Source organism: Thalassolituus sp. UBA675 (assembly GCF_002297765.1).
Classification (GTDB): Bacteria; Pseudomonadota; Gammaproteobacteria; order Pseudomonadales; family Oceanobacteraceae; genus Thalassolituus.
Genome location: NZ_DBNJ01000009.1, coordinates 1 through 13758, shown reverse-complemented (window position 1 = coordinate 13758; position 13758 = coordinate 1). Strand labels below are relative to the sequence as shown.

The 13758-nt window shown below is 52.5% G+C and carries 8 protein-coding genes; 3 read left to right on the top strand and 5 right to left on the bottom strand.

The window, feature by feature from the left end; genetic code table 11:
• Positions 1 to 37: 37 nt before the first annotated feature.
• Positions 38 to 955, top strand: a complete 918-nt coding sequence (locus tag B3007_RS03980; RefSeq protein WP_301378356.1) for a fructosamine kinase family protein — start codon at positions 38 to 40, stop codon at positions 953 to 955.
• 62 nt (positions 956 to 1017) lie between these two features.
• Here B3007_RS03980 and pdxH read toward each other — a convergent pair whose 3' ends face one another.
• Entirely contained in the window at positions 1018 to 1656 is a 639-nt protein-coding gene (pdxH, locus tag B3007_RS03975) for a pyridoxamine 5'-phosphate oxidase (protein ID WP_068444089.1), read from the bottom strand.
• 32 nt (positions 1657 to 1688) lie between these two features.
• Between pdxH and B3007_RS03970 the strand changes: the two genes are divergently transcribed.
• Complete coding sequence (locus B3007_RS03970; protein WP_297531828.1) at positions 1689 to 2204, top strand: RDD family protein; 516 nt, start codon at positions 1689 to 1691, stop codon at positions 2202 to 2204.
• A gap of 6 nt (positions 2205 to 2210) precedes the next feature.
• On the opposite strand, the gene lptG is transcribed toward B3007_RS03970, so the two are convergent.
• Together lptG and lptF are read right to left on the bottom strand one after the other, a co-directional pair.
• Positions 2211 to 3275, bottom strand: a complete 1065-nt coding sequence (gene lptG / locus B3007_RS03965) for an LPS export ABC transporter permease LptG (RefSeq protein ID WP_297531830.1) — start codon at positions 3273 to 3275, stop codon at positions 2211 to 2213.
• Positions 3272 to 4342: an LPS export ABC transporter permease LptF gene (gene lptF, locus B3007_RS03960; protein WP_301378352.1), complete on the bottom strand. Its 1071-nt coding sequence runs from the start codon at positions 4340 to 4342 to the stop codon at positions 3272 to 3274. The genes lptG and lptF overlap by 4 nt, the downstream gene beginning before the upstream one ends.
• Before the next feature lie 226 nt (positions 4343 to 4568).
• Between lptF and B3007_RS03955 the strand changes: the two genes are divergently transcribed.
• Positions 4569 to 6032: a leucyl aminopeptidase gene (locus B3007_RS03955; RefSeq protein ID WP_068444086.1), complete on the top strand. Its 1464-nt coding sequence runs from the start codon at positions 4569 to 4571 to the stop codon at positions 6030 to 6032.
• A 25-nt stretch (positions 6033 to 6057) separates the two neighbouring features.
• On the opposite strand, the gene B3007_RS03950 is transcribed toward B3007_RS03955, so the two are convergent.
• Both B3007_RS03950 and B3007_RS03945 read right to left on the bottom strand, forming a co-directional pair.
• Positions 6058 to 10017, bottom strand: a complete 3960-nt coding sequence (locus tag B3007_RS03950) for an OmpA family protein (protein WP_301378350.1) — start codon at positions 10015 to 10017, stop codon at positions 6058 to 6060.
• A 190-nt stretch (positions 10018 to 10207) separates the two neighbouring features.
• The coding region (locus B3007_RS03945) for an OmpA family protein (RefSeq protein WP_301378349.1) at positions 10208 to 13758 on the bottom strand (3551 nt) is incomplete at its 5' end.

The window sequence follows — 13758 nt, the reverse complement described above, 5'->3', positions numbered from 1 at the left end:
ATATACTGATCAAATGTTCAAATAATGGTGTCTGCTTATGCCACTCCCACAGACTGCATCGCACAGTAATCCCGAGTACACGCTCACTCGCCTGCTTGCCGATGCGATTGACCAACGCAAGCTACCCGTCGGCGCGTGCGATATTCTTAACTATTGCCAGCATCTTAATAACAGTAAGCAGCAGCAGTTTGTCATTCACACCGAAGCAGGCGATTTTTTTCTGAAAATGCAGCCAGCATCCGGGCTGGCGAGTGAACAATTTGCCGCTGAGGTATCAGGCCTCCTTGAAATTGCCAGAACACAGGCCATCCGGACTGCCGTTCCCTATGCGACCGGTGAGGTCGACGGTCATTCATACATCCTGTTGTCTCACCTGCCGCTCGCAGTGCACGGAGACTGGCAACAAGCGGGAGTAGAACTCGCCAAGCTACACGGTAACCATAGCGATCAGGGCTACGGCTACGGCAAGACCACATTCTGTGGTCCTACACCGCTGAATAACAGCTGGCGTCATAGCTGGTCAGACTTTTTCGTCGAGCAGCGCCTTGAACCTCTGGTACGGGAGCTTGCTAGTCAGGGGGATGTGTTTGCCAGTGCAGGTCGGGTACTGCATGCCTGTTCGAATGCCTTAAAAGATCACCAGCCGGATTCATCTCTCCTTCATGGTGACCTCTGGTCCGGAAATATCGGTTTTATTCCTGACAGTCGCGGGTCTCTCCCGGTTATCTACGATCCGGCATGCTACTACGGCGACGCCGAAGCTGATCTTGCGATGACAGAACTCTTTGGACGCTTCCCTGACGCCTTTTATAAGGGCTACCAGAGTGTGCGTAAGATCGAGGAGGGATACGAAGAGAGAAGAGGTATCTATCAGCTGTTCCACCTGCTGAACCATGCCGTACTCTTTGGTGGGCATTACGTCACTCAGAGCCGCGATCTGATGCGCCGGCTCTGAGGTCAGAAAGTTCAGTAAGTACCGCTTAAAGGCGGATTAAGGAGACTGACTAAAGAGCCTCATTAAGGATTGAGGCGCTGTTTAGTCCAGCCTTTAGCATCATGCAGATATTCCAGACGGTCGTGCAGGCGCGCCTCCCCTCCTTGCCAGAATTCGAAACGCTGAGGGCTCAGACGATACCCTCCCCAATGATCAGGTACTGGAATTTCACACCCTTCGTATTCACTTTTAAGCTTTTCAAAGCGGGCCTCCAGTTCAGCGCGGTTACCGAGCGGTGCACTCTGGTCTGATGCCCAGGCCCCCAACTGACTCTCGCGAGGTCGCGAGTGAAAATAGGCTTCGGTCTCTTCCCGGGAGATTTTCGTCACCACTCCCTGAACCATGGCCTGCCGCTCCTGAGCCAGCCAGGCAAAATGCAGAGCGGCTTTCGGATTATCCCCGAAGTGACGGGCTTTATTACTGGTGTAATTCGTGAAAAACACGAAGCCGTCTTCATCGTAACTCTTCAATAAGAGAATACGTTGCCACGGCTGACCTTCGCTGTCGCAGGAGGCGACCGTCATCATGGTAGGCTCGTCTGGGCTTGCAGCTTTTTGCTCTTCAAACCACGCATGAAACTGAGTCATAGGGTTTTCTGCCGCCGTATTTTCATCCAATCGCCCGGCCGTATATTCACGACGGATATCAAACAGATCAACCATAAGATGACTCCTGTAATTTTGGTCTTGGGCTTATGTTAACATTCCCATCCGGACGCGTCCTGACCGGCGTCAGTTACCAGATTGCAGAGGTTATTTACCCCATGTCGCTACAAAACTACCCTACCGCATCTCTTGTTCGTCGCCTTGCAGCCATGGCATACGATGCGCTGGTGCTTCTTGCTCTCTATATTATTCTGGGGGGGCTGCTGGTCACGGCGATATCGGCAATGACAGGTCAGGAAGAGATGGTTCGCCTGAGCCCGGCAATGGTCGGCTCTGTCTTTTATACGATCTGCTTTCTGTACTACATGCACTCATGGCGCCGTGGTGGTCAGACCATTGGCATGAAAGCCTGGAACATCTATCTGATTACCAATGACAACTCACCCGTCAAACTCAGTCACTGCATACTGCGCAGTGCGACTGGCTTTTTCTCATTAGCCATTGTTGGGCTGGGTTATTTCTGGATGCTGATCGATAAAAAAGAACGCACCTGGCACGACATTGCGTCGCTGACACGTATTGTTTATCGCCCGAAAGGCAGCTGACTTTCGTCAGCCGCTCTTACGAAGCAAGTACACTCCGATCAGTGCACTCAGAACAATGGGAATAATACTGGCCATAATTGGCGCGAAGCCAAGCACAATGCTGGCCGGTGCCAGCATCTCTTCCAGATACTTATACACCAGCCCCACGAGAATCCCTGAAAAGATCCGCGAGCCAGCAGTCACCTGACGCAATGGCCCAAAGATAAAGGCGGCACCGAGCAGTACCAGTGCAAAGGTACTCAGAGGTTGTGTCACCTTTTTCCAGAACGACAACAGATAGTTATCTGCATTGAGATCCTGATCGTCCAGATACTGCGCATAAGCGTACAGATTGGAGATCGACATATCGCGTGGTTCGATCATGACGACGCTCAGGCTCTCGGGAGTCAGTCCGGAATCCCAACGTTTAGAGCCGTATGAAGTCACGCTGCTTTGATCGTCGCTAATCAACTGCTCACGGACATTCTGCATCTGCCAGTGGCTACGCTGAAAGATCGCCCTCTCCGCACGCACAACGCGAGTCAGTTCTTTTTCTGGCGAGAAGTAAAAGACAGCAATACCGTGCAGAACACCATTAGGCTCAACGGCACGGAAGCGCATGAACTGGTCACCCTCACGGTGCCAATAGCCCTTGCCTTTATTCGACAGCAGCTCTCCTTTGCCTTGTTGCACCGCCTTCTGAGACTGAGCCATTCTCTCCAATGTAGGAATCGCATACTCCGCCAAAGCAACACTAAGAACCATCAATACCGCAACCGGCTTAATCACTGACCAGATGATACGGGTAACCGAGAGTCCAGCGGCTCTCATCACCGTCAGTTCACTACTGGCTGCGAGTCCGCCGAGACCAGCCAGACAACCAATCAGACACGCCATCGGCATGTACTCGTAGGCCCGGCGAGGTAGCCTCAGAGCCATGAACTCAAGCGCCTCGACGAAACCATAGGCGCCTTTGAGCTGATCCAGCTCATCTACTAAGGTAAAAATTGCATCGAGACCCACAATCACCAGAATAACGACCAGTGTGGCCATCAGGACGCTTTTACCAACGTAGCGGTCAAGACGGGTCATAGGACTCTCCCAGCCCGACGACGTCGGAGAATTTCAGGGCCAACCAGAAGCGCCAGCCCTATTAGCAGGTAAATTAGATGAAGTGCCCAGATAGCCATAGCCGGAACGCGCTCTTTCTCGAGCATACCGCGCATAGCGATGAGCAGAGAGATGTAGACCATAAACAGAATGATGGCTGGGAACATACGGGCAAAGCGTCCCTGCCTTGGATTAACCTTAGACAGAGGGAAAGCGATCAACACAAGCACAGGCACCATCACAATCAACGACAAACGCCAGTGCAACTGCGCCTGAAACTTAGGGTCTTGCGAAGACAAAAGATCCAGTGTGGCTACCGCATCCTTACGTACTTTACGACGATCCTCGGATTCATCCGCGATCTTCACACCGTAACGCTCGAACTCGAGCACCTGCAATTCCGCACTATCAGCAGCCAGGTCAAAACGCTTACCGTTATGCAGTTCCAGAAAACGCGAGCCGGTTTCCTGACTGAAATACTGGCTGCCTTTCTCGGCAAGCATCAAAGTATCACCATCTGCGATGAACACCTGGTTCATCACCGTCTTATTGTCAGACAATGATTCGGTATAGGTGACACGGGTTCCTTTCTTCATACTCTGAAAGCGGCCCGGGGCAAGTAACTCAAACTCGGTCATTTCTGCTTGTTTTTCGTACAGATCTTCCATTTTCTCTGCACCAAGAGGGCTGAGATATAACGAAAAAGACCCCACGATCACCATCACGACCGCGCCAGGAATCATCGTAAACAGTAACAAGCGACGGTCAGAAAACCCAGTTGCTGAGAGCACACTCATTTCGTTCTCTGAATACATACGACCGTACGCCAGCAGTACAGAGATAAACAGCGCCATTGGAAGGATCATTTCGAGGAACGACGGCATTCTCAGAAGCAGCGTGAAGAAAACGACTTCCAGAGGAATTTCACCGGCAGCCGCGGACGCCAGCTGATTGATAAGCCGGCCGCTCATCATGATCATGAGAAGCACGATCGTAACGGCGCCCATTGTGCCGAGCAATTCACGTGATAAATATCGGAATAAGATCAAACGGTGCCGCACCTGTTTTGTCTGGTCGTCATCTGCCTGTCGGGTCTGATTGGCATCTGGCAGTTGTCGTGTAAATCAGAGAGTAACCACAAGGCAGCATTGTACTGTTTTTTTTAGCTTCCGTTACCCCAGCCACTTGTATTTTCACGGTCTGGCCGCACACTTAGCTGGAACACTTTAATTCGCTACACCGAATACGACCGAACCTGCCCTCTAAGGAGCTACGATGGATTTTCAGATTTTCACCGGTAACCCTGCAGAACTGACTGCAGATACTCTTGTTGTCACGATTAACGATAACGGTGAGCTTTCTGCCTCTGCCGAAAAGATAGACACCGCATCGGCTGGCGCGGTTCAGGCCCGAATCAAGGCAAAAGATATTACTGGTGCCGCAGGTAGCTCCCTGACCCTGTATTCACTGGCCGGAACAGAAGCCAGCCGCACTGTGATTATTGGCGGTGGCAAAGACAACCTCAATGCCGTTGACGCCAACAAAATCGCCAGTGCCATAGGTAAAGCGATCTCTGGTAAAGAAGGTACCGCCGCGGTAGACGTCTCTGCATTGGCGACGGACAGCCGGCCACAAGCCTGGTGGGCAGAACAGATCGTACTCGCGGTTCACGCGGCACAGTACAAGTTCATTGCTACCCTTCCCGGTAAAGAGCCAACACCTGCGCTAGATACCCTGATCTGGATCGGCGATGACGTCAAAGATGCCCTGACCGTTGCCGACGCCAAAGGCCTCGGCACATCGTACGCCAAAGAACTCGGCAATATGCCACCGAACATCTGTACGCCGACCTATCTGGCAGACGAAGCACAGAAGCTGTCTGATGGCGCAGGCTTTACCTGTAAGGTGTACGATGAAAAAGAAATGGAGGAGATGGGCGCTGGCGCATTTTATTCGGTCGCCAAAGGCTCTTCAGAGCCTGGCAAGCTGATTATCATGGAATACAAAGGCGCAGGTGATGACGCTCCTCACATGATCGTGGGCAAGGGCATCACCTTTGATACTGGCGGTATCAGCCTGAAACCTGGCGCTAAAATGGACGAGATGAAGTACGACATGTGCGGTGCTGCTTCTGTACTGGGTACAATGAAAACTCTCGCCGAACTTAAACCGGCCATTAACGTAGTGGCTATCATTACCAGCGCTGAAAATATGCCTGCGGGCGACGCCAGCAAGCCGGGCGACGTAGTGACAACCCTATCCGGTCAGACCGTGGAGATTCTGAACACTGACGCCGAAGGCCGACTGGTGCTGTGCGATGCTCTGACTCTGGGCATCCGTGATTATAAACCGGCCACCTGTGTGGATGTTGCCACCCTGACCGGCGCCTGCATGGCGGCTCTCGGGAAAGTGAATTCTGGCTTGTTTACCACAGATGAAGAGCTGGCTACTGAGCTGAATACTGCAGGTGCTTATTCCGGCGATCGCGTCTGGCGTTTACCACTGGAAGACGATTACCAGTCACTGCTCGACAGCAACTTTGCTGACATCGCTAATATCGGAGGCCCACTGGCGGGAGCGACAACAGCGGCTTGCTTCCTGTCCCGCTTCACCGAAGGTACCCGCTGGGCTCACGTTGATATTGCCGGGCCAGCATGGGGCGGTGACGGTACCAGCAAAGGCGCAACAGGTCGCCCTGTTCCTCTGCTTACTACCTATCTGCTGAATAAAGTGAGCTGATATCAGAGCTGACTTTTCGCCCGCATCAGCGGGCGAAAAATACCTCGGCGCGGTGCTCAGATGCCGCGTCGTCGTCAACCGGACGCGTTGAAATTACAACCCGGTTAGACGGCACTCCTCGTCTTACCAGATATTGATACACAGCACGGGCACGCTGATAAGCCAGATCATCACGGCGTGAGTCCTGATCCAGGCCGGCCTGTTCTCCCGTTCCAACCACCACTAAGGTTACACCGGGGCACTTAAAAAAATCGTCGCTGATTTCATCAAGGCGGGGAAAGTATTCTCGCTGCAACAGGTACGAACTCTCTGAGAACTCTACCTGAGCATTCTTAAGCTGCAGCCCACAATCCGCAACATGAGTTCTCGCAACCCGCTGAGTGGCCACCTGATATGGCTGATACAACGGTGTGCGGTCCTCATCCGGGTCATAGCTGCGCCCGGCCTGCCCCCGACTTGCCGGTGCATATGGATACCAACTGAGCCCCAGCCCCCAACTGAATACATCACCCGACAGTCTCTCTGCGGTTGCTTTCAGTTCAACACCGGAAGAAAGGCCGTAGGTCACACCGCCACCAAGCGACACATTGATCGGGTTCTCCAGCTCGTTGTTTGCGCTTCCTGAAACAAACATGCGGCTGACGCCGCTGGAGATAAACCAATTCAGTTTGTGAGGCCAGGTATCATCATAACGCCGGTTCGAATACCAGATGGATGGATACCAGGCGACAGTGGCTGCCGCGAAACTGTATTCAGCATTCTCTACCGTATTGTTTCTTGAGGCCTGAAGCTCGCCCTTCTGACTGAAGTCAAACTCCATCGTCCACTGATCGAACAAGTCATAGCCTGCACCGAGACTCACCCCCCAATCATGTCTGTCTGAGACTGTGTATACGCTGTCCTCTGTCTCCGGGCTAAAGCGCGAATATTCTGCACTGCCCGTCATATACAGGCGCTCTTTCGACCACTCGACCGCTGTCGCAGGCACAGCCAGCATGGTGCCTAATGCAAGGGCCAGCGCGATTGAACGGCGACGAATTAACAGAAGAGCAAACATCCCCCAAAGCACAGAGAACGCGCCTACACCAGTCGAAGAAGTCATATGATCTGACAGAGCTTGTGGAGCTTCAGGGGCCTGACCAACACCTTCTTCGCCTTCATTTTCATCCCCGTCTGGAGCCTGATACTGGGTGTCGTCGTCCAGATAATCCGGAATGCCGTCGCCGTCGGAGTCCGGGCACTCACCCGCCACCGGACATTCTTCTGCGTCGCCAATACCATCGCCGTCGAAGTCGCCACCACCAGGAGACGTGTCCGGGTCTTCAGCATCGGGAATACCATCGCCGTCACTGTCTACCGACATATAATCCGGAGTGCCGTTGCTGTCTGTGTCGCGACAGTAAGGATAACCTTCAGGGCACTCCTCTGAATCACTCAGACCGTCCTTATCGCTGTCTCCGCCATTCTCCCCTTGCGACGCATCAACTTGCGATGGAATCCCATCTCCGTCTGCGTCATCAGTAAGCGCGCTTCCGAACAGGCTTTCGTCCTCATCACTGACACCGTCATTGTCACTGTCGGTGTCCGCATAATCGGGTTGACCATCGCCATCCGTATCCAGCGGTAACCAGTCATCGCGCAGGCCGTTATTGTCGGCATCCGGACCGTTGTCCACAACGCCATCTCCATTTATGTCGGCGTCGTAGCGGTTGTCATACCCGTCGCCATCATCATCTGCCGGGCTGATTATGCCTGCCTCATAACCATCAGGAATCGAATCAGAATCACTGTCTGACTGCATATAGTTGGGAACACCGTCCTGATCGGCATCACCACAGCATTCGAAAACATCAGGTAAGGCATCAGAATCGCTGTCACCACTACCCAATGAATTATCGGAGTCACGAACATCGGCGATTCCATCATCATCAGTATCATTCAAGGTTTCGGTCAAGTCATCGATGCCATCAGCGTCACTGTCGGTATCCAGCAAGTCTGGGGTCCCATTGCCATCGGTATCGCGAAGTGCAAAATCTGTGATGCCATCACCATCGCGGTCCGCTGCACCGGTGGAGTCCGCATCCATAGCATCATCAATACCGTCGTTGTCAGCGTCGCTACCGGCCAGAGTGACCGCCAGCTCCTCGTCATCGCGGAAGTCATCACCATCAGAGTCACGGCGTGTCGGATCAGAGCCTATTAAGGTTTCTACATAGTTCGATAAGCCGTCGTGATCCGAATCATTAGTCGGTGTAAAGACATCAGCGACACCATCACCGTTCTCATCCCGCGGGTTGCTCGCATCGCTACCGACTTCAGCGCCATCAAGCACCCCATCATTATCTGAGTCGGGGTTTTCCGGGTCAGTCCCTACGAGCGCCTCATCCGTGTCGCTCAGCCCGTCGTTATCATCATCGGTGTCTGTAACGTCAGAGATACCATCGTTATCGTTGTCCGCCGGCACACTGCTATCGTCCTTGGGATCAGAACCTGCGAGTACTTCGTCATCGTCGGTATAACCATCACCATCATCATCGGAGTCTGCATTATCACCAATGCCATCGCCGTCGGTATCTTCTGTTTCGATAGGATCATTCGGGAATGCGTCTTCAGGATCGATCACGCCGTCTTCATCGGAGTCGAGGGTGATAGCCAAGGTGAAATAATCGCCGTCGGTTAATTCAATGCCTGCTATTTCACCGGTCGAAGCGTTCACTTCACCAAGAGTCACTGCACCAGCAGAAAAATCATCATCAGCATTACGACGCACCAGATACACCTTTGACCCCGGTGCCAGAGCAGGCAGGTCGAATTTCATGGCAAGCGGAGCGATAAGACTGCTTGCCTGATACAGCCACACACGCTCTGACCGATAAGAATATGATCCTGAAACATTCGTGCTTGAAAAAGACACTGCACCACCGTTATGCCCCATCAAGGCGAAAGAGCGGTCAGCGCCAAGGACCGGACGAGCAGTATTATTACCGGAAGCAAAATCAGTCGTCGTAGAAACGGTCAGTTCGGGAGAAGTAACCGACCGGGAAATAAGCTGGTTCAGGCCACTCGTATCATCCCGCCCAAGACCAAACACATCGGTGTTATAGGCTGAGTTGATGGTCGATTGCCAGACAACCGTATTGTCCGACGCCAGGTAGTCACCTGTCAGTCCAATCCCATGCTTCACTGCAAGATAGCTGTGCACCCGCTGCAATTCATTTTCACTTAACTCGTCGGCATACCAGATCACTTCCATGATATCGCCGTTAAACGGTTGCGCGCTCTCTGCGAACCGGGTGCCATATCCAATGGAGACGGTATCGCCCCGGGTTACAACGGGCTCATCAGCGACGCTGAATGCCTGAGTATTGTTATAACCAAGGGTGACATCTGTGTTATTCGACCCGCCAACAACCGCAAAGTTGATCACGCTCTCTGCTAGTGGAACTGGAGAACTGTATAAATAATCTGGCCAGGCTGAAAACTCTGACTCGAAACTCAACTGTAAACGGCCAGCATAGTCTGAATCATCACCAGCTACCGATAAACCGGGCTCAGCTGCTTCCGGCAAACTGCTGTTGGCGAGCCCCATAATACGAGCGACACTGTCTGTATCCGGGAGGCTAACCAAACGGGTGACAGCAATCATAGTGAGCGGCGTTACATTGTCACCCTCTTCCACAAATGAGGCATCGGTATCGTGAAACAGGCGGTTATTCTGGTAACCCGTGGTATAGGGGTGGAAGTTGTGCGCGGCATCTGCCTCGCTAAGTGCCCAGGGTGCAGCAGACCCGGTTACACGCACTTCGACATTATTCGAGGCGCCGGAGTTATCTTTCCAGGCAACGGCGATATCGCCGGCATCATCTGTTTTCAGCCAGAGACCCGCGTCATTGAAGGATACGCCACCCGGCGCAGCCTGAACTGAAACAGAAAAAGTACAGAGTATCGACAGCAAAGAAGCAGCCGACCATTGAAACGCCTTCATACAATTATCTCCGTACCGTCCACGTGTGGGGGCTGTCAGCTGACAGTTATTATTGTTAATTGCCGACAACAGTGGCGGTAAGGATGTATCTTAAAAAGACAGCCCCCAGATTACAATGTGTAACCTGAGGGCTTACATATGATTTACGGGTGTTCACGCGCCGCGAGGGCGAGATCGCACCTCCTATCGGTTATTCAGAGTGGTCACCAAAATAGAGCTCTACACGACGTTTTTCGTCTTCGCTCAAACCTCTTGAAGCATCAATACCCCGCGAGATTTTCACGATACGATTGGATGGGACGCCCCGCTCCATAAGATATTGCGCCACGGTCTCAGCACGCTTCAGAGCCAGCGCTTCGTTATAACGCTTCGAACCACGACTGTCTGTGTAACCAATCAAAGTGATCTCCAGGTCGGGGCACGAGAAGAAATCGTCTGCCGCCATATCAAGACTCTCTTCATATTCAGAACGGAGTCTCGACGAGTCATAGGCAAACAACACATCTGCTCTGGAACGCTCAACCTGGCAAACCTCTTCAGGGCCAGCTGCGGTCGGCTCGATAACAACGACAGGCTCAGCGGATGGCACAGCAACATCTACCGGCGAGTAGGCAGGTAATGCCGCCTCCTCAATAACTTGAGGGTCACGTTTCCAGGAACGTTTTTCAGACGCAAACGGATACCAGATCAGACTCAGGCCATAGGTCAGCACATCGCCAGAAACACGATCCAGTGAGCCTCTTAGCTGCAACTTAGAAGTCAGGCCATAAGTTGCACCAGCGCCGTACATAATATTTAACGAGTTTTCACTCTCAGAAAGAGCATCTCCTGACGTATTCAGGTGTGATACCCCACCAGTCAGGTACCAGTTAAATTTCTCTGGCCAATCGCCAGAGTAACGCTCGTTCTCTCTCCAGATCGCCGGAAACCATTTAGCTGACAGAACAGCAGCATTGTACTCAATGCCCACATCACTGCCCGCTGTCGCAGCTTGTAACTCCCCCTTCGTGGCGTAAGAAAATTCCAGCGCAAGTTCATCCAGCAGGTCATAGCCCACGCCAAGTCCAGCACCCCAGTCATGACGATCAGTAATCTTAATACCACCGCCTTCGGTAATAGGGGCGAAACGGGAATACTCCAAAGAGCCGAGTACATACATGCGCTCTTTATCGGCCTCTACTGCTGCAGCTGGCAAAGACGCCGCTGCGAGCAGCAGCGCAAGATGTCTGCGACGAATAAGCAGAAGAGCAACGGCTACCCAGAGCAGGCTCATAGAACCTGAGCCTGTTGACGTACGTAAGTAGCCTTCGTTGCTGTCGACCACTCCGTTGTCATTACTGTCAGTATTTTCGTCACCATCTTCAATGCCATCTCCATCAGAATCAGGGTTCAGTGGATCCGAGCCAGCTGCCACTTCATCACCATCAGACACACCATCATTATCCGAATCTGCATCATTAGGGTCAGTACCACGCTCAGCTTCCTCTTCATCCGTCAGCCCATCGTTATCGGTATCAGTGTTACCCGGTGCCTGATCGATGCTGTCATCAGTATCATCAAGATAATCCGGCGTTCCGTCACCATCACTGTCTTCACAGTTCGGGTAACCCGCAGAGCACTCTTCTTCATCACTAATGCCATCACCGTCACTGTCACCCCCAGAAGTGCCAGTGTCACCGTTGTCGCCATCGACACGATCAGGGATGCCATCACCGTCGGTATCACGATCCGGGAAGGCGCCATAACCAGACTCTTCCTCGTCAGGGATACCATCGTTGTCGCTATCCGTATCGCGATAATCCGCCAGGCCATCGCCATCTGAGTCAATCGGCTGCCAGAAGTCGTTGATGCCGTCCAGGTTTCCGTCAGGACCATTATCGACGTTACCGTCACCGTCTATGTCGGCATCATAGGTGTCATCGTAGCCATCGAGATCAGTATCATTACCGCTGATGCCAGCTTCGATTACGTCGTCAATAAAGTCACTGTCGGTGTCTGTCTGCATATAGTCAGGCTGACCATCACGATCTGTGTCGTAGCAGCACTCGATCGCGTCCGGGATGAAGTCGCCGTCACTATCACCACCGCCCACAGCAGTCACAGGGTCTACCAGGTCAGGAATACCATCACCATCCGCGTCGGCCAGCGTTTCATTGATGTCATCAATACCATCATTGTCGCTGTCTGTGTCGAGCAGGTTAGGGATTCCATCACCATCCACATCAACAATGGCAAAGTCAGCTACACCGTCTCCGTTTTCGTCGGGTGCTCCGATGACGCTTGCATCCAGCGCATCATCAATACCGTCTTCATCAACATCCTCGCCAGTCAGAACAACAGCAATCTCTTCATGATCGCGATAGCTATCGCCATCACTGTCACGAGACTCTGGATCTGAACCAATCAGAGTTTCGAGATAGTTTGAAAGACCATCGCTGTCACTGTCATTGGTGCTATCAAGGGCATCCGGAGTACCGTCACCATCTTCATCAGAAGGGTTGTTGGTATCACCAATTTCAGTGCCATCATCAACGCCATCACCATCTGAATCAGGGTTCTTCGGATCAGTACCGAGGTTCTCTTCATCTTCGTCAGAAATGCCGTCGTTATCATCGTCATCATCGTTAACATCAGAGATGCCATCACCGTCGTTGTCCGCAGGAACATCGTTCGGATCCAGTGGATCAGTACCATTCTGAGTCTCATCGTCGTCAGAGTAGCCATCGCCATCATCATCAGTATCAGCGTTGTTACCTATGCCATCACCATCGGTATCCGTATCTTCATTCGGATCGTTCGGGAAGGCATCGTCTTCATCGTTGACACCGTCGTTGTCATCATCGTCGTCGTTAACATCAGAGATACCGTCGCCGTCGTTATCCGCTGGAGTATCGTTCTCATCCAGAGGGTCACTACCGCTATCGATTTCATCCTGGTCGCTGTAACCATCGTTATCGTCGTCGGTGTCGGCGTTGTTACCGATGTTGTCGCCATCCGTATCCGTATCTTCATTCGGATCGTTCGGGAAAGCATCTTCATCATCGTTCACGCCGTCGTTGTCATCATCGTTGTCGATGTTGTCAGGCACCCCATCTCCGTCGTTGTCATTACCAACATCGTTCGGGTCAAGCGGATCTGTTCCGGCTGCAACTTCGGTCTCGTTATTGATTCCATCGTTATCAGAATCGTTGGTCGGATCGTTATTTGCCGCATCCAACTCATCAGATACACCGTCGTTATCCGCGTCGTTATTGGCAGATTCCAGCGCATCAATGATGCCGTCACCGTCAGTATCGGTAGTGCCTTCGGCAGCATCACCCTTGCCGTCGCCATCGGTATCACCATTCAATGGATCAGTACCGTTGGTCGCTTCATCAGCATCCGACACACCGTCGTTATCATCGTCGTTATCGATGTTATCTGGCGTACCATCACCATCGGTATCCGTTCCAACACTGTTCGGATCGAGCGGATCAGTGCCTGCCGCAACTTCGGTCTCGTTGTTGATGCCGTCGTTATCCGAGTCATTGGTCGGATCATTATTCGCCGCATCCTGCTCATCAGATACGCCGTCGTTATCCGCGTCGTTGTTCGCAGACTCCAGCGCATCAATAATGCCGTCACCGTCGGTGTCGGTAGTACCTTCCGCAGCATCGCCTTTGCCGTCACCGTCTGAATCAGCATTCAGCGGATCTGTGCCGTTGGTCGCTTCGTCTACATCCGATACACCGTCGTTGTCAT